This is a genomic window from Sphingomonas sp. DC1600-2, assembly GCF_049897605.1.
Classification (GTDB): Bacteria; Pseudomonadota; Alphaproteobacteria; order Sphingomonadales; family Sphingomonadaceae; genus Sphingomonas.
Genome location: NZ_JAFCWO010000007.1, coordinates 91,847 through 110,804 on the forward strand (window position 1 = coordinate 91,847; position 18,958 = coordinate 110,804).

Here is an 18,958-nt window from a genome sequence, read left to right on the forward strand (position 1 = left end):
GTTCCCTGATAGCTCAGCGGTAGAGCTCTCGACTGTTAATCGAGCGGCCGTAGGTTCGAATCCTACTCAGGGAGCCATTTTTTCAGCGGTGGTGTTCAGGAAGCGACACCAATTGCCACGGACGCTTATCGGCGTCAGGCGACGAACTGTTCCATCGTGATGCGATCGTCGAGGGCGTGTTCGGGATCGAACAGCAATGTCAGTTCGCGCGTGCGATCAATCATGATTTCCACCACCGCGACATCGCGAACCTCGCGCTGGTCGGCGACCGCGCTGACCGGGCGTTTGGCGGGTTCGAGCACACGCAAGGTGATTCGCGTCTTGTCGGGGAGGATCGCGCCGCGCCAACGCCGCGGGCGGAACGGGCTGATCGGCGTCAGCGCGAGCATGTTGGAGCCCAGCGGCAGGATCGGCCCCTGTGCCGACAGGTTATAGGCAGTCGATCCGGCCGGGGTCGCGACGAGAATGCCGTCACACGCCAGTTCGGGCATCACGACACGGTCGTTGACCGTCACTTCCAGTTTCGCGGTCTGGCGCGTCTCGCGCAGCAGCGACACTTCGTTGATTGCGGGCAGCGCGTGGGTTTCGCCATCGATGGTGGTCGCGTTCATGGCGAGCGGCACGACCTTGAACGCCTTGGTTCGCTCCAATCGCGTGTCCAGCCCGTGCGGACGCCATTCGTTCATCAAGAAACCGACCGTGCCGAGGTTCATGCCGAACACCGGCACAACCGGTTTGCGCCGTTCGAGCATCGCATGGAGCGTTTGCAGCATGAAGCCATCGCCGCCGAGCGCCACAATCAGTTCGGCCTCCTCGGGCGGCACCCAATCGTGCGCGTCCGCAAGTACGGCCGCCGCCTCTTGCGCCTGTGGAGTAGGCGAGGCGACCAGCGCGCGGCGCTGCGGCGACGTCATCCGCCGGTAACGCTCATATGACGGGCGACCGCAGGGGCGGCCGCTGCGATATCGAATTCATGGCGTGCAGGCTTGGTCTGCATCGCCGCGTCCAGCGCAACATCCAGCCCGCCGACGCCCTCGCTGCGCAGGATCGTTTTGAGATCGACCTGATCGTCGTGCCCGAGGCAGGTATACAGCACACCTTCCGTGGTCAGCCGAACGCGATTGCAGGTGTCGCAGAAATTGGCGGTCAGCGGGGAGATCAGTCCGAGCTTGGTCTGCGTGCCGTCCACCCGCCAGTAACGCGCGGGGCCGCCGCTGCGATGCGTGTCGCGTACCAGCGAAAAGCGCCCGGCCAGCTCGTCGAACACTGCGGTCAGCGGCACGAAGCGATCGGCCCTATCCTCGTCGATCTGACCGAGCGGCATCGTCTCGATCAGCGTCAGATCCAGCCGCTCGGCGATGCACCACTCCAGCATCGGCGCGATCTCGTGTTCGTTCAGGCCTTTCAGCGCGACCAGATTAATCTTGACCGATAGCCCGGCGTCGCGCGCGGCCAGAATGCCTTCGATGACCCGCGCCACATCGCCGTGGCGGGTGATGTAGCGGAAGGTTTCGGGATCGCGGCTGTCGAGGCTCACATTGATCCGCCGGATCCCGGCGGCAACCATTGCCGGAGCGTGCTGCGCCAGGGCATTGCCGTTCGTCGTCATGGTCAATTCGTCGAGACCGGCACCGATATGGTGACCGAGCCGCTTTACCAGTTCGGCGATATCGCGTCGCACCAGCGGTTCTCCCCCGGTCAGGCGGATCTTGGTAATGCCGCGGGCGATAAAGCGCTCGGCGATGACCGCGATCTCCTCAAGGCTCAGAATCGCCGATTTGGGCAGGAACGTCATATGTTCCGCCATGCAATAGCGGCATCGTAGGTCGCAGCGATCGGTCACCGAAATGCGCAAATAGCTGATCGTGCGACCGTGGCGGTCGACAAGGCCGGGAGCAGGGGCGGTTGCTGCGATCATCTGCTGTGGAGCTAAGCCTTCATGGAGGTGCGAACAAGGGCATTGCGCCGTGCAAAGCTCACTCTTCTTTATTCGGCGGCGCTTCACTAGGATCAAAGTATGATTGCTGCGTATCAAGCTCCGCTGTTCGTCCTGTCGTTTCGCCAGCGCGATGAGCTTGCATCGCTGGCTGCGGGAGCGGGATGGCAAGTCGTTGCAGCGCGGCGGGCCGGTGGTGCGGAGCGGCGTTTCCTTTCAAGCGGAGCCGCAGTCGCGGTGATCGACGCGCGGGGCGCGACCGAGGACGGTGTCAGCGCAGTCGCCATGCTCAGCGGCGCGATCGAAGCCAATGGCGGTGCATTGCTGGCGCTGGTTTCGCGCGGCGAGGTCGGGACCATTGCAGCGCTGTTCGAGGCGGGCGCGACGCATTTTCTAGCGAGCCCGTTCAGTGAAGCGGAGTTCCTCCAGGCGCTCCGCTTCGCCGCCCGCCATGCAGAGCGGATGGCACATGAATGGGCTGTGGCTCCCGTCTTCGCTCCGCTGGGTTGGCGCTATGATCTACCGCAAAAAACGCTGGTTTTGACACCTGGCTTGATGGCGCTTCTTGGGTTGGAGCGGGAGGTTGGCGTCCGCACGCTGTTGCGCCGCCTCGACAGGGGGGACCGGGCTGCGGCGATCGCCGCGCTGCGGCGCATGTCGCATGGTCGTCCTGCAACAGCCTTCGCCCATGATGCCGAAGGGATCGGCCGCATTGTGCAGCATCTGCAATGGGACGAAGCGACGCAGCGCATCGAGGCGGTGATCGAGCCGCTTGGCAGCGCACCCGAGCCGGCGGCGGAGATGCGGGAGGCATTGGCCGGCAGTCGCGATGCCAGCAGCGCGCGGCGCTGGTTGACACGGCAGTTGGAGAGCGGCGGCGACGCGCCGCTGCATATGATGCTCGTCGCGCTCAACCGCTTCGACATGGTCAACACGGCCTATGGCCGCGCAGCCGGTGATGCGCTGTTGCGGAGCGCGCAAAAGCGGATCGACGATGCCGCGCGCGAAATGCTGGGACGCGAGGCGCTGATTTCCCGGATGGGCGGTTCGACCTTCATCGTCGCCGCGCGGGCTCCGCGCTTGCGGATCGATCTGGCGGTCGCGCGCGTCGCTACGGAATTGGCGCGCCCCTTTGTGACGGGTGAGTCGATTGCGGTGCTGGGCTGCAGGATCGGCCTTGCCGAGGCGCGTGACGACGATTCCGCCGCGACCCTCCTGCGCCGCGCAAGCGAGGCATTGGCCGAAGCGCGCGAATCCGACAGCGCGACGATGCGGGTGGCCGATTCCGATAGCGAAGGCGAGCCGATCGACCGGCTTGCGGTCGAACTGAATCATGCGATGGACCGTGGCGAGATCGGCGTGTTGTTCCAGCCGCAGGTTTCGGTCTCCAGCGGGGCGATCGTCGGGGTCGAGGCGCTCGCGCGCTGGGAGCATGGCGTGCTGGGGACGATCGGTGCCGAGACGTTGTTCGCTGCGGCCGCGCGTGCCGATCTCGACATCGGGCTTTCCGATCATATCCAAAAGCTTGTGCTGGCCCAGGCGGCGGCCTGGCCGGCCTCGCTTGGCGACTTGCGGTTGTCGCTCAATCTGACGGCGGGGGACATTGCCCGCCCGGGCTTCGCCGATCTGTTTCTTGACCGCGTCGACAGCAGCGGCTTTCCCCGGTCCCGGCTAACGCTGGAAATTACCGAGAGCGGCCTGATCGAGGATCTGGGGATTGCGTCCAACCTGTTGTCGGTTTTGCGCGGCGCTGGATGCCGGATTGCGATTGACGACTTCGGAACAGGCTATTCGAGCCTGGCCTATCTGAAGGCGTTGCCGCTCGATTATCTGAAAATCGACAAGAAACTGGCGCAGGACATTACCGGGTCCCCGCGCGACCGGATCGTGGTGCGCGGCGTGATCGACATGGCGCGCTCGCTTGGGCTTACGGTGATCGCCGAGGGGGTGGAGAATGAGGCGCAGTTGGAGGCGCTCGCGAAAGAAGGCTGCCAGATCTACCAGGGCTTCCTGTGTTCGGAGCCGATTACACTGGCAGCGCTCGTCGCGCTGGTTGCAACCAGATGACCGACCCGCGCGACGTAACCGGCGTTTGGTATGGCCGTTGGACCGCGACAGACCGACGCATCATGCCGAACAGCTTCATCGCGACGCTGCAGGAATCCGCGTCGCTCGTTTCGGGTACGATCACCGAGCCTGATCGGCAGCAGGCGGGCCTTTTGCGCGCCATTGTCGACGGCACACGGAATGGCGGACAAATCGAGTTCACCAAGACGTATGACGGCAGCGGGCGGCTGGCACATTCGGTGGAGTATTCGGGGACTGTGAACGCTCCGGGCACCGAGATCGCGGGCTTGTGGCGGCTGGCCGGCTACTCCGGCCGCTTCTCCATGACTCGCGAGCAGTTCGATGCCGATGCTTTGATGGATGACGCATCGGCAAAGCTGGACGAACCTGTGACCGTCTGACCGGCGGTATGGCCGTTACCCAGCCGCCTTGGCCAACCCCTTCGACAGTTGCAGCGCGCCGTGAAGCCGCGCCTTTGGATCGCCCCACACGCGCGACACCACCAATTTGCTGTCGGGGCGTAGCCGCGCCACGCCATCGAGCTTGCCGACCCAGGCGAGCAACCCGGGGACATTGGGCGGGGTATCGTCAAAGAAGGTGACCAGCGCCCCCTTCGGCCCCACGTCCATCTTGGCGACGGCGGCCTTCTTGGCGTTGAGCTTGATCTCGATGATGCGGATCAGGTTTTCGGTCGGATCGGGCAGTTTGCCGAAACGGTCGATCAGTTCGGCGGCGAACGCCTCGAGCTGGTTCTGGTCTTCGAGATCGTTGAGGCGGCGGTAGAGGCCCATGCGCAGATCGAGATCGGGCACATACTCCTCGGGAATGAGGATCGGGGCGTCGATGGTGATTTGCGGACTGAAGTCCTTGGGGCGCAGGCGTTGGCCACCGGCCTTGGCGTCCATGATCGCCTCTTCCAGCATCGACTGGTAGAGTTCGTAGCCGACTTCCTTGATATGCCCGGACTGTTCGTCACCGAGCAGATTGCCGGCACCACGCTGGTCCAGGTCGTGGCTGGCGAGTTGGAAGCCCGCGCCCAGCGTATCGAGGTCGCTCAGCACCTTGAGCCGTTTCTCGGCGGTTTCGCTCAAGATGCGGTTCTCGGGCGTGGTCAGATAGGCATAAGCGCGCGTCTTGGCGCGCCCGACGCGACCACGCAGCTGATAGAGCTGGGCGAGGCCGAAGCGGTCCGCACGGTGGATGATCATCGTGTTGGCGCTTGGGATATCGAGCCCGCTCTCGACGATGGTGGTGGAGATCAGCACCTCGAATTTCTTGTCGTAGAAAGCCGACATACGCTCTTCGACTTCGGTCGGCGACATTTGGCCGTGCGCGACGACGTAGCGGACCTCCGGCACGTGATCCCGCATGAACGCCTCGATATCGGGCAGATCGGCGATGCGGGGGGTGACGAAGAAGCTCTGGCCGCCGCGATAATGTTCGCGCAGCAATGCTTCGCGCAGCACCACTGGGTCCCACGGCATGACATAGGTGCGCACCGCCAGACGGTCGACCGGCGGGGTCTGGATCACCGACAGTTCGCGCAGGCCCGACATCGCCATTTGCAGCGTGCGCGGGATCGGTGTGGCGGTGAGGGTGAGGACATGGACGTCGTTCTTGAGCGCCTTCAGCCGTTCCTTGTGGGTGACGCCGAAGCGCTGCTCCTCATCGACCACGACCAAGCCGAGGCGCTTGAACTCGATGCCCTTGGCGAGGATTGCGTGGGTGCCGACCACGACGTCGATCGTGCCGTCGGCGAGGCCTTCCTTGGTCGCCTTGGCCTCGGCACCGGGTACGAGGCGGCTGAGGCGGCCGACGTTGAGTGGGAAGCCCTCGAAACGCGCGGTGAAGTTGTTGAAATGCTGGCGCGCGAGCAGGGTGGTGGGGCACACCACCGCGACCTGCAGCCCCGCCATTGCGGCAGCGAAGGCCCCGCGCAGCGCGACCTCGGTCTTGCCGAAACCGACATCGCCGACGACCAGCCGGTCCATCGGCGTGCCCTTGCCGAGATCGCCCATCACATCCTCGATCGCGCGATCCTGATCGTCGGTTTCCTCATAGGGGAAGCGGTCGACGAACGCGGCGTAGCTGCTGTCGCGATCGATCGTTTCGGCCGGACGCAAGGCGCGTTCGGCGGCGGTGGCGATGAGCTCACCCGCGATTTCGCGGATGCGCTCCTTCATCCGGGATTTGCGGCGCTGCCACGCCTCGCCGCCGAGCTTGTCGAGGCTGGCGCCTTCGCTGTCCGAGCCGTAGCGGCTCAGCACTTCGAGATTTTCGACGGGCACGAACAGTTTGTCGCCGCCGGCATAAGTCAGCGCGACACAATCGTGCGGGGCCTGGCCGACGGGGATCGAGGTCAGCCCCTCATAGCGGCCAATGCCGTGATCGGCATGGACGACGAGATCGCCCGGCGTGAGCATCGCCAGTTCGGCGAGGAAAGCATCGGCCGATTTCTTGCGCTTGTTGCGGCGCACGAGGCGGTCGCCGAGCATGTCCTGCTCGGTGAGCAGCGCGACCTGGGGGCTGCTGAAGCCGTGGTCGAGGGGGAGGATGAGGAGCGCAACAGAAACTCCCCTCCCGCTTGCGGGAGGGGTTGGGGGAGGGACGTTTGCAGCTTTCGTGGGCGGTGGGGTGGTGGCAGGCCCTCCCCCAGCCCCTCCCGCAAGCGGGAGGGGAGCAGAAGCGCCCAGCGCTTCCTGCCACGTATCGACCAGCTTGAGGTTGGTCGCGCCATGGTCCTTGAGCAGCCCGGCCAGACGCTCGCGCGCACCCGTCGAATAGCTCGCCAGCACCGCCTTGCGCCCGTCGCGCGCCAGCCCGCGCAAATGGTGGACGACGGCTTCATAGACGTTGGAGCCATTGGCGCGTTCGGCACCGAAATCGCGCGGGCCGTCCACGCCGAAATCGATCACGCTTGCGCTTTCCGGTTCGTGGAAGGCGGTGATGCGGTGGGCGGGAGCTTGGTCGAGCCGCTCGGCAAAGCCCTTGGCGGTCAGATACAGGCTGTCGACGGGGAGCGGGCGATAGCTGCCCGGGTCGCTCGATTGCGCCTTCACGCGGTTGGCGTGATAATCGGTGATCGCTTCGAAGCGTTGTTCTGCGGCTGCGACCGACCCGGCATCGCGCAGGATCACCGCGCCGTCGCCCAGATGATCGAACAGCGTGGCGAGCTTGTCCTCGAACAGCGGCAGCCAATGCTCCATCCCCGCCAGGCGCCGCCCGTCGCTGATCGCCTGATAAAGCGGGTCACCGGTCGCGGTCGCGCCGAAGCGTTCGCGATAGCGCGCGCGGAAGCGCTTGACGCTCTCTTCGTCGATCAGCGTTTCGGACGCCGGGAGCAGCACGAAGCCCTCTACGCGCCCGGTGGTACGCTGATCGGCGGGGTCGAAGGTGCGGACGCTTTCGATCTCGTCGCCAAAGAAATCGAGCCGCAGTGCCTGTTCCTCGCCGCTGGGGAACAGATCGACCAGACCGCCGCGCACGGCAAATTCACCCGCATCGGCAACGGTTTCGACGCGGACATAGCCATTGGCTTGCAAGAGTGCGGCAAGCCGGTCGCGCCCGATCCGCTCCTTGGGCGCAAGCCGCGCGACCAATTGGCGGATGCGGAACGGCGTCAGCGTGCGCTGCGCCACCGCATTGACCGTGGTGAGCAGCAATTGCGGGCCTTTGGGCGGCTGTTGCAGGCGGTAGAGCGTCGCCATGCGCTCGGCCATGACGCGCAGGGTCGGTGAGGCGCGGTCATAGGGAAGACAGTCCCACGCCGGAAAGGTGAGCACTTCGAGGTCGGGCGCGAAGGTGGGGGCGGTCGCCGCGATCGCGCGCATCGCCGCTTCGTCCGGCGCGACGAACACCGCGCGCGTCTTGGCGGCGCGGGCGAGATCGGCGAGCAGCCACGGCTCGAACCCGGTCGGCACACCCGCAAGGGTGAGCGGGGTCTTGGCGGTGAGGATTTGCGACAGGTTGGGCATTGTTCTGACTTTCTCCCTCTCCCCGCTTGCGGGGAGAGGGTAGGGGAGAGGGGGAGTATCAGGAACTGCCGTCCGCGTGACTGCCCCTCTCCCGCGCTTCGCTGCGCTCGCTTGCCCTCTCCCCGCCAGCGGGGAGAGGGAGATTTCTTATTCCGCGATCGGCACGTAGTTCAGCGCCTTGAGCGCATCGACGATCGAGCCCTGATAGCGCGGCGGGCAGGCTTCGGTTCCGATTGCCCAGGCCATGATGTCGACATCCTGTTCCTCCAGCAATTCCTCGAACAGCGTGATCTCGGCATCGTTCCAGTCGGCCGAGCGCGCGTCGAAGAAGCCGCCGATCAGCAGATCGGCTTCCTTGGTGCCACGGTGCCAGCTGCGGAAGCGCAGGCGTTTGAGGCGGGTTTCGCGGTCCATGGGCGTCCAACGCAGATTGCCCGACGACCATCGGCAGCATGTGCTGGCGGTGGTGGCCGGGTGGGGGTAAGAGCACCCCAGATAGTCATGCGGCCCGATATCCTCAATCCATTGTTCGCCGAAGTCACGGCGCTGAAGGGCATTGGCCCTGGTGTGGCCAAGCCGCTCGACCGGCTGGGGCTGTCGCGCGTGGTGGATGTCGCGTTTCATTTGCCGACCGGCTGGGTCGATCGGCTGGCGCGCGACGAGCTCGATATGGCCGATGCCGGGCGCACCATCGCCATCACGCTGACCGCGCAATCCTATCGCTCCAGCGCCGGGCGCGGGCCGACGCGGGTGCAAGCGACGGATGCGCTCGGCAATTCGGTCAGCCTTGTCTATTTCGGGGGGCATTCGGGCTGGGCCAAGAAGCTCGCGCCGATTGGCGAACCGCGCCGCGTGTCGGGTCGGCTCGAGCAATACGGCCAGGAATTGCAAATCGTACACCCCGATTATGTCCTGCCGCTGGAAGAAGCGGAGGACACGCCGGAGCGCGAGGCGATCTATCCGCTGTCGGAGGGGATCACCTCCAAGCGGATGGGGCAGCTTGCCGCGCAATCGGTGGAACGCGCGCCGGATCTGCCCGAATGGATCGAGCCGGGACTGCTCGCAAAGCACGATTGGCCGGGCTGGCGCGCGGCGCTGGCGCGGGTTCACGCCGACCCATCCGACACGGTGGCGCGCACGCGGCTGGCCTATGACGAAGTGTTCGCCAATCAGCTTGCGTTGATGCTGGTGCGGCAATCGTCGCGCGCCCGGCGAGGGCGGGCGCTGGTCGGGACGGGCAAGCTGCGCGAGGCGTTGCGCTTGCCCTACGCGCTGACGGGTGCGCAGGCGCGCACCGTGGGTGAGATTGAGGGCGATCTGGCACAGGCGCAACCGATGCTGCGCCTGCTGCAAGGCGATGTCGGCGCGGGCAAGACGCTGGTGGCGACGCTGGCGATGCTGACGGCCGTGGAAGCAGGGGCGCAGGCGGCATTGCTCGCGCCGACCGAGATCCTCGCGCGGCAGCACTACGAGTCGCTGCGGCGGATGCTGGCAGGCTTGCCGGTCGAGGTTGCGGTGCTGACCGGGCGCGACAAGGGCCGCGTGCGCGAGGCGACGCTGATGGGGCTGGCGGCGGGCACGATCGACATTCTGATCGGCACGCATGCGATCTTCCAGGAGGCGGTTTCCTATAAGGATCTGGGGCTGGTCGTGGTGGACGAGCAGCATCGTTTCGGCGTGGCTCAGCGCATGATGTTGCAGGCCAAGGCCAAGGCGGCTCCGCATTTGCTGGCGATGACGGCGACGCCGATCCCGCGCACGCTGACGCTCGCGAATTATGGCGAAATGGACGTCAGCCAGCTCGACGAGATGCCGCCTGGGCGCCAGCCGATCGAAACGCGCGTGATTTCGGAGGACCGGCTGAGCGATGTCGTCGATGCGCTCGGGCGGCATCTGTCCGATGACGGCCAGGCTTATTGGGTGTGCCCGTTGGTCGAGGAGAGCGAGAAGAGCGATCTCGCGGCGGCCGAAGCGCGGGCCGAGACGTTGCGCGCGCGCTTTGGTGACCGTGTGGGGCTAGTCCACGGCAAGATGAAGCCCGCCGAAAAGGATGCGGTGATGGCCGCCTTCGCCAGCGGGCACTTGGGCGTGCTGGTGGCGACGACGGTGATCGAGGTCGGGGTCGACGTGCCCAATGCAACGCTGATCGTGATCGAACATGCCGACCGCTTTGGCCTCGCGCAATTGCACCAGTTGCGCGGGCGTGTCGGGCGCGGGTCGGGCAAGTCGAACTGCCTGTTGATCCGCGGCGGAGCGCTGAGCGAAACGTCGCGCGCGCGGCTGGCGCTGATGCGTGAGACCAATGACGGCTTCCGCATTGCCGAGGAGGATTTGCGGTTGCGCGGTGCGGGAGAGTTGCTCGGCACCAAGCAATCGGGCGAGGCGGGTTTCCGCCTGGCGACGCCCGAGATGCTGACCACCTTGCTGCCCATCGCGACCGACGACGCACGCCTGCTGATCGACCGCGACGGTGGCCTGCAAGGCGCGCGCGGACAAGCGGCGCGAACGGCGCTCTATCTGTTCGAGCGCGAGGCGGGCGTTGCCTTGCTGCGATCGGGGTGAGGCGCGCCTAGACTCGATTTTGCTTAAACCGGATCACCCAAAGTCCGTTCGGGCTGAGCCTGTCGAAGCCCCCTCGCCAAACGCGAGCAGATTTCTTGGGCACGGCCCTTCGACAGGCTCAGGGCGAACGGCTTGAGCTATTTACCCCGCACCATCACCGCCAGCACCTCATAATAGTCCGCAAGGTCGATCGGTTGATCCAACTCGCATCCGATTCGGCCGCCAAGTGCCCAGCGGATTTCCGCTACCACGACACCGACCACCGGCAACGTGACGCGTAACCGGTCCCCCTCGCGATACGGAACCTCGGCGCGCGCCATGAGGCCGAGCGCCGACAGGTTCACGATCAGCAACGACACCTGTTGTGCGTCCGGGCCATAAGCCCGAGCGCGATAATGTACTTCGTCGCGGGCCAGGGCGCGCTTGTCCGCGACCTGTCCAGCCAGTGCCTTCGCCATTGCCAAACCCCTCTAATGGGCCGGGCAAAAATACGACAAAGGATGTAAAACAGGTCGCAACGAAGCCGCTTAACGTCCGCTAACCGTTATATTTTTTGAGGTTCTGTCGAGATTTACGCTCGGACCAGCAGGCCGTGATGCTTCTTGCCCGCAGCGATACGGACCGGGTCGTCGCCAACCTCGACCATCAATGCCTCATCGCTGACCTTGTCCGCGCCGACACGTGCGCCGCCGCCCTTGATCAGCCGCTTGGCCTCGCCCTTCGAAGCCGCGAAGCCAAGGCCGATCAGGGCATCGACAATACCGATCGGGCCGGAGACCGCGAAGGTCGGCAGCGCGCCGCCCGCACCGCCTTCCTCAAAGGTGCGCCGCGCGGTTTCGGCGGCTTCGGCAGCGGCGGCTTCGCCCCGGCACATCGCGGTCGCGGCATTGGCGAGCACGATCTTTGCGGCATTGATCTCGGCACCTTCCAATGCCTCGAGGCGCGCAATCTCCTCGAGCGGCAGATCGGTGAACAGCCGCAGGAAGCGGCCGACATCGCGGTCATCGGTATTCCGCCAGAATTGCCAGTAATCGTAATGCGGCAACTGGTCCTCATGCAGCCACACCGCGCCCGACATCGTCTTGCCCATCTTTCCGCCATCGGCGGTGGTGATGAGCGGCGTGGTGATGCCGTAGACCTCGGTCCCGTCCATGCGGCGCGACAGTTCGATGCCGTTGACGATATTGCCCCATTGGTCCGACCCGCCCATTTGCAGGCGGCACCCGGCGCGGCGCGACAGTTCCAGGAAATCATAGGCCTGGAGGATCATGTAGTTGAATTCGAGGAAGGACAGCGACTGTTCGCGGTCGAGCCGCAGCTTGACCGAATCGAAGCTGAGCATGCGGTTGACCGAGAAATGCTGCCCGACATCGCGCAGGAAGGGGATGTATTCCAGCCTGTCGAGCCACTCGGCGTTATCGAGCATGATCGCATCGGTCGGGCCGTCGCCGAACACCAGAAAGCGTTCGAAGATGCGTCGGATCGAGGCGACGTTGGTGGCGATGCCATCATGGTCGAGCAGCTTGCGCGCTTCGTCTTTGAAGCTCGGGTCGCCGATCTTGCCGGTGCCGCCGCCCATCAGCACGATCGGCTTGTGCCCGCTTTGCTGAAGGCGGCGCAGCAGCATGATCTGGACGAGGCTGCCGACATGCAGCGACGGTGCGGTCGGATCGAAGCCGATATAACCGGGCACGGTCTGCTTGTTCGCCAACGCATCGAGCGCGGCGGCGTCGGTCGTCTGGTGGATGTAGCCACGCTCGGACAGCAGGCGGAGGAGGGCGGAGGTGTGCTCGGTCATTCCGGGCGAATAGCCGATTTTTCCCCGAATTAAATCCCCGGCAATTGCCGCTGCGGATCGACCGGGGTACGGCCCTTGCGCATCTCGAAATGGAGTTCGGGTCGGTCGGCCAGCCCCGAATCGCCCGACAGCGCAATCGTCTGCCCGCGCCGGACCGATTGGCCGCGCTGGACCAGCAACTGGCTGGCATGGCCATAGACCGTCGTCCAGCTGTCACCGTGCTTGACGATGACCAACCCGCCCAGCGTCGGGATACCGCTGCCGGCATAAGCGACCACGCCATCTGCGGCGGCGAGAATCGGGGTGCCGATCGGGACGGCAATCTTGATGCCGTTATATTTTTCGCCCGACGCGCCGGGGCCGAAATGGGCGACAATGCGCCCCCGCACTGGCCAGGCGAAACCGCCGCTAAAACGGGTCGGCTCGGCAATCGCCTGGGTGGGAGAGAGCACGCGCCGCGATGAGGGCGATGGCCGCACCGGGCGGTCGTTCGCGGCCAGAGCCGGTTCGCTGCCGGTGACGATATCGTCGATGTCGAGCCGGAACGCCGCGGCGCGCTCGGCGGCTGTGCTCCCATTGGCGGTGCCGGGTATGACAATGCGCATGCCGACACGCAGCGTGTACGGCTCGTTCAACTCATTCGCGGAAACGATGCGTGACCAATCCACTCCGTAAGCGCGAGCGATCGCGATCCCGGTCTGTCCGGCGCGGACAAGGTGATAGCGCCCGCCGGGAATGTCGAGCCGCTGCCCGGGCCGGATCACGAACGGTGGGGCGAGGCCATTCGCACGCGCGATCGCCTCCGACCCCGCGCCCGTGCGATCCCCCACGGCGCGCAACGTGTCGCCGGGTCGGACGATATAGCTGGTCGCGGAAATGGTCTCGGCATCGGGGGTTACCGGCCGCGCCTGCCAGGCCGGCGGGGGCGCGGGGAGGGCGGAAACGCCCGTATCGATGCGTTGCGGTTCGTAGCGCTCCTGCTCGCGCTCGGCGCGATCCCCGCCTTGCGGTTCATAGGGTCGTTGGTCGTCGCGCGGCTGATAGGGGGGCGGGGTGTCGTAACCGCGCTGTGGCCGGTCGGGGTTCGGAATGCAGGCGGTGAGTGTAGAAAGGACCAGGATCGCGATACCAAACGTCTTGCCGCGATGCCCCATACTCTACCCCCTAACCGTACAATGCCCCAAGCATAGCAAGCGAGGGGCGGTGTGTCAGGTCGAGATGCAGCGGCGTCACGGCAATGTACCCATCTTGCACAGCTTCCAGATCGGTGGCGTGGGCCGGTGTTTCCTCCGTCGGGCCGAGCGCGAACCAGTGATAGTCATACCCGCGCGGATCGCGGTTGGTGACGATCTGCAGGCGGCCATAGTCGCGAAGGCCCTGCTGCACGATCTTGATCCCCTTCACCGCGTCGGCAGGTCCGGCCGGGAAGTTGATGTTGACCAGGCTGCGCGGCTCCAGCGGGGCGTCGAGCAACGGGCGCAACACGCGTTCGCCCCACGCAGCGGCGGCTTCGAACGGCACCGCGTCCCCCAGTCCCTCGCGGTCATAGACCTGGCTCAGCGCGATCGAACGTCCCCCCGCCAGCGCGCCCTCCATTGCGGCGGAAACCGTGCCGGAATAGGTCACGTCCTCGGCCAGATTGGCCCCGCGATTGACCCCGGACAGGATCAGGTCGGGCTTGGCCTCGCGCATGATCCGGGCCAGCGCCATCATCACGGCATCGGTCGGCGTGCCGGCCACGGCAAAGCGCTTTTCGCCATGCTGGCGCACGCGGATCGGACGCGTGAGCGTCAGCGAATGGCCCGCGCCCGATTGCTCGTCGGCTGGCGCGACGATCCACACATCGTCGGAAAATGTCGCGGCAATCGCTTCCAGGATCTTGAGCCCGGGCCCGTGATAGCCATCGTCATTGGTCAGCAGAATCCGCATCGTGTCGTCCTTTATGCGTGACGCCCTTTTCCGTTCGTGCTGAGCTTGTCGAAGCACCGCTCTCCCTTGCATGCCAGGCGCGGGAAGAGGGCTACCCTTCGACAGGCTCAGGGCGAACGGGCGATGTCAGCGCGCCGGTTCCAACCGGTTGAGGCCCTTGAGGTAAGGCTGCAGCACATCGGGAATCGCCACCGCGCCATCCTCCTGCTGATAGTTTTCCAGCACGGCGACCAACGTCCGTCCGACCGCGAGGCCGGAACCGTTGAGCGTGTGGACAAAGCGCGTCGCTTTCTCGCCCTCGGGCCGGTAGCGCGCGTTCATGCGACGTGCCTGGAAATCGGTGCAGGTCGAGCAGCTTGAAATCTCGCGATACTGGCCTTGTCCCGGCAGCCACACTTCGAGATCGTAGGTGCGCGCGGCGGTGAAGCCCATGTCGCCGGTGCACAATTTCATGCGGCGGAACGGCAGGCCAAGCGCGTTGAGCAAGCCTTCAGCGCACGCCGTCATCCGCTCATGCTCGGCCTCGGAGGCATCGGGCGTGACGATCGAGACCATTTCGACCTTTTCGAACTGATGCTGGCGGATGAAGCCGCGCGTGTCGCGCCCCGCCGCGCCCGCTTCCGAACGGAAGCAGGGGGTGAGGGCGGTGAAGCGCAGCGGCAGCTCGGCTTCGCTTAAAATCTGTTCGCGCACTATATTGGTCAGGCTGACTTCGGCAGTCGGGATCAACCACCGGCCATCGGTGGTCTTGAACAGATCTTCGGCAAATTTGGGGAGCTGCCCGGTGCCGAACACCGCCTCGTCGCGGACCAGCAGCGGGGGCACGACTTGCTCATAGCCATGCTCGCCCGACAGCGTATCGAGCATGAATTGTCCAAGCGCGCGGTGGAGCCGCGCCGCCGCCCCGCGCACCAGCGTGAAACGCGCGCCCGCCATTGCCGCGCCGGTTTCGAAATCGAGCCCGAGCGCGGGGCCGATCGCGTCGTGCTCGCGCGGGGTGAAACCGAAGGTGCCGGGGGTGCCGTGACTTGCGACCAGCATATTGCCGGCCTCGTCGGCACCCTCGGGCACGTCGCCGAGCGGCAGATTGGGGATCGCCGCGAGTTGGGCGTTCAACGACTCGCCGAGCGCCTTTTCTTCGGCTTCGATCGCGGGCAGCCGTTCTTTCAGCGTCGCAACCTCGGCCATCAACGTGGCGGCGGTCGCCTCGTCCTTCGCGGCCTTCGCGGCACCAATCGCTTTCGAGGCTTCGTTGCGCCGGGCCTGCGCAACCTGCGCCTCGGTCATCAGGGCGCGACGGCGTTCGTCGAGCGCGACCAGTTCGGAAGCGACGGGTGGAAAGCCGCGCCGGGCGAGGCTTGCGTCGAAAGCGGCGGGATCGTCCCGGATCAGGCGGATATCATGCATGACCGGGCTATGGCGTCGCCCCGTGCCCTACGCAACCCGTTCGCGTGGGGAAGACCCGCTACGGTCGCTTTTCGCCCGCTCAGGCGAGGTTCGTGCTCGGTTTGGCGAAGCGCTTGCGCGCCACCAGCGCGGCTGCGGCCGCCCCGAACAGCAGGACCATCGGCGGTGCGGGGACGGGGGCGGGTGGGCCGCCGCTGGAACCCGTGCTGCCGCTGCTCGCGCTGCTCGATGCGCTGCTTCCGCTACTTCCGTTGCTGCCGCTGCCCGATGATCCCCAACCGCCATTGGAGCTCCAGCCATGGCTGCTTGAGCCATAGCTGCTCGAGCTTGCCGAGGAACTGCTGCTGCTCGAACCATTGGACGAGCTGGCCGAGGACACGTTGCCACTCGAAGAGGAGGAGGTGCTTGAGGATGAGGAGCCGCTCGAGGCCGAGGAGACGTTCCCGCTCGAGGCCGACGACACATTACCGCTGGAGGACGAGGAAACGTTGCCACTCGACGCCGACGAAGAGGAAACGTTCCCGCTCGAGCCGCCCGAGGCAGACGAGACGTTGCCGCTGGAACCGCCCGATGCCGAGGAGACATTCCCGCTCGACGAGGAGCCGCCGGTTGACGACGTGCTCGATACCGTTGCGCCGCCTGTGCTCGTGGACGAGGATGATCCGCCCGAGCCGCCCGACGAGGAGGTGCTGCTGACCGAACCGCTGGACGACGTGCTCGAAACGCTGCCGCTCGACGTCGATGATCCGCCAGTCGAGGTCGACCCGCCGCTGGTGGAAGAACTGGTCGAAGATCCGCCGGTCGAGGTCGATCCACCGGTCGAAGTCGAAGAGATGACGATGCTGCCGCCGCCGCTGCTGCTCCCGCCGCCGCCAAAGAAACCGCCGGCGAAGAAACCACCGCCGCCGAAACCACCGCTGCCGCCGATCACGGTCAGCCCGCCGCCGCCACCGCCGCCTGAGCCCGAATAAGGCGGGTCCACAGGAACGGGGGCACCCTGTGCAGTCAGATACACAATTTGGGGCTGCGTCGTGGTGGTGGTCTGGGTCACCACCTTGCGAACGCGCGCGCCAGCGTGTCCGACCCGCATCTTGCTGGCGGCGACCGTCGTGGTGCGGTGGACGATTCGTTTGGTGACCTTGTGCGTATAGGCGCTGCGTGCCCGCGCGCCGTCGGCCACATGCACGGCACCGCCGCCGACAATCGCGCCCCCACAGGCACATGCACACAGTTTCGCCAAAGCCATCCGGACGGACATGATGCTATTCTCTCACTAACGGCGCAAATATCGCCTGGACGATACATCTCGCGCAGACTTGCATTTGATATTCCGCAAAGTGCCGAACAAAGCGTTAAGTGCAATTGCGTTAACCAACTTTTTTGTGATCCTTTGGCCACAAAACGTGACTAAGCAGTGTGGTGTATGGTTAACGTTTCATTATGGAACGATCGCCGCGTTAACATTTGTTTCGCACGTGACCGTGAAGACGTTTTGCCGAGTCTGCGTCCCCGATCTCCGCACGCCCGAATGGAGTCGGCGTGAGCGTCTGGCAGTATCAATTTTGTCCGATCCTATTTTCCCGTGTCGCCCGGCATCAGGATTGCTTGTGGTGCTTCAATGGCATGGCTATAGGCCCGCATCAGGTGGGTTGACCTTGGCTCGGTCCGGAGGTGCACAAAGCATCGGGTGACCGTGAGGGGAGAGAGTGGGATGGCGACTGTCTTGAATAGATTGGACGATTCCGAAAAGTTCGCGGTACCGCAGGTCGGTAGTGACGACGGCTACCGGCCAAGCGCCGACGAGGAGTTCATGAACCCCCGTCAGCAGGCGTATTTTCGCGCAAAGTTGCAAGGCTGGAAGGATTCGATCCTGCGCGAGGCAGCGGGTACGATCTCGCAGCTTCAGGTCGATACCCTGCGGGAGGCAGATCTTACCGACCGGGCGTCCAGCGAGACCGATTGGTCGATCGAACTGCGCACCCGGGACCGGCAGCGTAAGCTAATCTCCAAGATCGAGGCCGCAATGCGTCGAATCGATGAAGGGGAATATGGCTATTGCGAAGTGACCGGCGAGCCGATCTCGCTGGCTCGCCTGGAAGCGCGGCCGATCGCGACGATGACGGTGGAGGCCCAGGAGCGTCACGAACGGCACGAAAAGATTTCGCGCGAGGATTGAGCGAACGGTCGCTGCCTTAAGATGTTGGATACCATTGCGCGAGTAGTCTTGCCGCGAACCAAGATCGGCAATTTGCACGCAATGGACCAATATTCGCAAGATCCGCTCAGTCCCTCATTCGATGAAGGGGCGCATAACCGTCAGGACACGCGCGACAGCTTGTTTCTGATGGCGGATTTTCGCGTGGCTGGGCAAAGCGCTACTCACTCGGTGCGGGTTCGCAACCTTTCTGCCGGGGGGTTGATGGCAGAGTTTCCAGACGGCTTGGCGCAAGGCCTGCGAGTCGAGTTCGACGTAAGGGGTGTTGGCTGGGTACCCGGGCAAATCGCTTGGTCGGCAGCCGGACGCATCGGAGTCGCGTTCGATCGTCAGATCGATCCGCTGCTCGCGCGAAAGCCGGTCGGTCAGGGCGGGCAGACACCCGTTTTCGTGAAACCGATTTTCCCGCGCGCGCTTCGCTAATCGAGAGGTCGGTTGGTGACCCGGACGCGCCTGCGTCCGGGCCCGTCTCACGCTAGATTTGCGCAAGTTCCTGCTTGATTCGAAGCTTTTGTTTCTTTAGCGCGGCCAGTGTCGCGGTGTCCGGCAACGGTCGCTGCGTTTCGGCGGCGATCTGGCGATCGAGGACTGCATGCTTGGCCGAAAGGGCCGAGTGATGCGCGGTCTGCATGGGATGCGTACCTCCTTCATGTGCTGTTTGGGGTAGCCAATAGAACATGCGGAGCGCCGCTTGTCTCTCCCCAATTATAACGAAGTACGATGTGCGCACCGATTCGCGCGACAGGTCGATTTTATCCGTGCTGCGCGTCTGTGATTTGCTAAGGCGAGGCATCGAAGGGGGCACGATGGACGAAAGCCTGATCGCAAAACGGCTGGAGGTGTTACGCGTCGAACATCGCGATCTCGATTCTGCGATCGGGGCCTTGATCGGTTCGGGTGCGATCGATCAGCTTCAATTGGCACGCTTCAAGAAACGCAAGCTGCGTCTGCGCGATGAAATCGCGATGCTCGAAGATCAACTCGTCCCGGACATTATCGCGTAAGGCGATGGCGTTCCCGAAGTGGGACAAGCGACAAATGGCGCGCGCGCCACAAGGCGCTACCGTTAA

General features: G+C 64.9%; 18 protein-coding genes and 1 tRNA gene. 9 read left to right on the plus strand and 10 right to left on the minus strand.

From position 1 onward, the window contains the following. Positions 1 to 2 precede the first annotated feature (2 nt). Positions 3 to 77: transfer RNA gene (locus tag ACP7BL_RS13590), tRNA-Asn, on the plus strand. A gap of 57 nt (positions 78 to 134) precedes the next feature. Here the strand turns inward: ACP7BL_RS13590 and ACP7BL_RS13595 are convergent. Both ACP7BL_RS13595 and moaA read right to left on the minus strand, forming a co-directional pair. After that, entirely contained in the window at positions 135 to 914 is a 780-nt protein-coding gene (locus ACP7BL_RS13595) for an NAD kinase (protein ID WP_033963346.1), read from the minus strand. Continuing rightward, positions 911 to 1,918, minus strand: coding sequence for a GTP 3',8-cyclase MoaA (moaA, locus tag ACP7BL_RS13600; RefSeq protein WP_126846357.1), 1,008 nt, complete (start codon positions 1,916 to 1,918; stop codon positions 911 to 913). Before moaA ends, ACP7BL_RS13595 begins: the two co-directional genes overlap by 4 nt. Before the next feature lie 99 nt (positions 1,919 to 2,017). Here moaA and ACP7BL_RS13605 point away from each other — a divergent pair, with 99 nt between their 5' ends. Both ACP7BL_RS13605 and ACP7BL_RS13610 read left to right on the plus strand, forming a co-directional pair. Next, a complete protein-coding gene (locus ACP7BL_RS13605) occupies positions 2,018 to 4,003 on the plus strand; it encodes a putative bifunctional diguanylate cyclase/phosphodiesterase (RefSeq protein ID WP_426258586.1) in 1,986 nt (661 codons plus the stop codon). Further along, a complete protein-coding gene (locus ACP7BL_RS13610) occupies positions 4,000 to 4,404 on the plus strand; it encodes a hypothetical protein (RefSeq protein WP_426258587.1) in 405 nt (134 codons plus the stop codon). Before ACP7BL_RS13605 ends, ACP7BL_RS13610 begins: the two co-directional genes overlap by 4 nt. A 15-nt stretch (positions 4,405 to 4,419) precedes the next feature. On the opposite strand, the gene mfd is transcribed toward ACP7BL_RS13610, so the two are convergent. Both mfd and ACP7BL_RS13620 read right to left on the minus strand, forming a co-directional pair. After that, entirely contained in the window at positions 4,420 to 7,977 is a 3,558-nt protein-coding gene (mfd, locus tag ACP7BL_RS13615; protein WP_426258588.1) for a transcription-repair coupling factor, read from the minus strand. 147 nt (positions 7,978 to 8,124) lie between these two features. Then, positions 8,125 to 8,391 carry a succinate dehydrogenase assembly factor 2 gene (locus ACP7BL_RS13620; protein ID WP_426258589.1) on the minus strand — a complete coding sequence of 89 codons (267 nt, stop codon included), beginning with the start codon at positions 8,389 to 8,391 and terminating at the stop codon, positions 8,125 to 8,127. A gap of 87 nt (positions 8,392 to 8,478) precedes the next feature. On the opposite strand from ACP7BL_RS13620, the gene recG reads away from it, so the two are divergent. Beyond that, a complete protein-coding gene (gene recG, locus ACP7BL_RS13625) occupies positions 8,479 to 10,539 on the plus strand; it encodes an ATP-dependent DNA helicase RecG (protein WP_426258590.1) in 2,061 nt (686 codons plus the stop codon). Positions 10,540 to 10,676: 137 nt separating this feature from the next. On the opposite strand, the gene ACP7BL_RS13630 is transcribed toward recG, so the two are convergent. From ACP7BL_RS13630 to serS, 5 genes are all read right to left on the minus strand, one after another. After that, positions 10,677 to 10,997: a pilus assembly protein PilZ gene (locus ACP7BL_RS13630; protein ID WP_033965937.1), complete on the minus strand. Its 321-nt coding sequence runs from the start codon at positions 10,995 to 10,997 to the stop codon at positions 10,677 to 10,679. A 113-nt stretch (positions 10,998 to 11,110) separates the two neighbouring features. Beyond that, entirely contained in the window at positions 11,111 to 12,337 is a 1,227-nt protein-coding gene (gene tyrS, locus ACP7BL_RS13635; protein WP_426258591.1) for a tyrosine--tRNA ligase, read from the minus strand. Between the two features lie 29 nt (positions 12,338 to 12,366). Next, a complete protein-coding gene (locus tag ACP7BL_RS13640) occupies positions 12,367 to 13,491 on the minus strand; it encodes a peptidoglycan DD-metalloendopeptidase family protein (protein WP_426258592.1) in 1,125 nt (374 codons plus the stop codon). Positions 13,492 to 13,501: 10 nt separating this feature from the next. Beyond that, positions 13,502 to 14,266 (minus strand): 5'/3'-nucleotidase SurE, encoded by a 765-nt coding sequence (surE, locus tag ACP7BL_RS13645; protein ID WP_426258593.1) that lies wholly within the window; start codon positions 14,264 to 14,266, stop codon positions 13,502 to 13,504. Positions 14,267 to 14,392: 126 nt separating this feature from the next. Continuing rightward, positions 14,393 to 15,673, minus strand: coding sequence for a serine--tRNA ligase (serS, locus tag ACP7BL_RS13650; RefSeq protein WP_033965941.1), 1,281 nt, complete (start codon positions 15,671 to 15,673; stop codon positions 14,393 to 14,395). Positions 15,674 to 15,765: 92 nt separating this feature from the next. Between serS and ACP7BL_RS13655 the strand changes: the two genes are divergently transcribed. The 4 genes from ACP7BL_RS13655 to ACP7BL_RS13670 all read left to right on the plus strand — a co-directional run bounded on the left by ACP7BL_RS13655 (position 15,766) and on the right by ACP7BL_RS13670 (position 18,311). After that, on the plus strand, positions 15,766 to 15,990 hold the full coding sequence (locus ACP7BL_RS13655) for a hypothetical protein (RefSeq protein ID WP_426258594.1): 225 nt from the start codon (positions 15,766 to 15,768) through the stop codon (positions 15,988 to 15,990). 39 nt (positions 15,991 to 16,029) lie between these two features. Beyond that, complete coding sequence (locus tag ACP7BL_RS13660; RefSeq protein WP_033965943.1) at positions 16,030 to 16,644, plus strand: hypothetical protein; 615 nt, start codon at positions 16,030 to 16,032, stop codon at positions 16,642 to 16,644. 740 nt (positions 16,645 to 17,384) lie between these two features. Next, positions 17,385 to 17,849 (plus strand): RNA polymerase-binding protein DksA, encoded by a 465-nt coding sequence (gene dksA / locus ACP7BL_RS13665; RefSeq protein WP_426258595.1) that lies wholly within the window; start codon positions 17,385 to 17,387, stop codon positions 17,847 to 17,849. 81 nt (positions 17,850 to 17,930) lie between these two features. Next, positions 17,931 to 18,311 carry a PilZ domain-containing protein gene (locus tag ACP7BL_RS13670; protein ID WP_033965977.1) on the plus strand — a complete coding sequence of 127 codons (381 nt, stop codon included), beginning with the start codon at positions 17,931 to 17,933 and terminating at the stop codon, positions 18,309 to 18,311. Between the two features lie 52 nt (positions 18,312 to 18,363). On the opposite strand, the gene ACP7BL_RS13675 is transcribed toward ACP7BL_RS13670, so the two are convergent. Then, the gene (locus ACP7BL_RS13675; RefSeq protein WP_081988780.1) at positions 18,364 to 18,519 is read right to left on the minus strand and encodes a YdcH family protein; all 156 of its coding nucleotides are present in this window, start codon (positions 18,517 to 18,519) and stop codon (positions 18,364 to 18,366) included. Between the two features lie 175 nt (positions 18,520 to 18,694). Between ACP7BL_RS13675 and ACP7BL_RS13680 the strand changes: the two genes are divergently transcribed. Then, positions 18,695 to 18,892: a YdcH family protein gene (locus ACP7BL_RS13680; RefSeq protein WP_426258608.1), complete on the plus strand. Its 198-nt coding sequence runs from the start codon at positions 18,695 to 18,697 to the stop codon at positions 18,890 to 18,892. Positions 18,893 to 18,958: the final 66 nt, after the last annotated feature.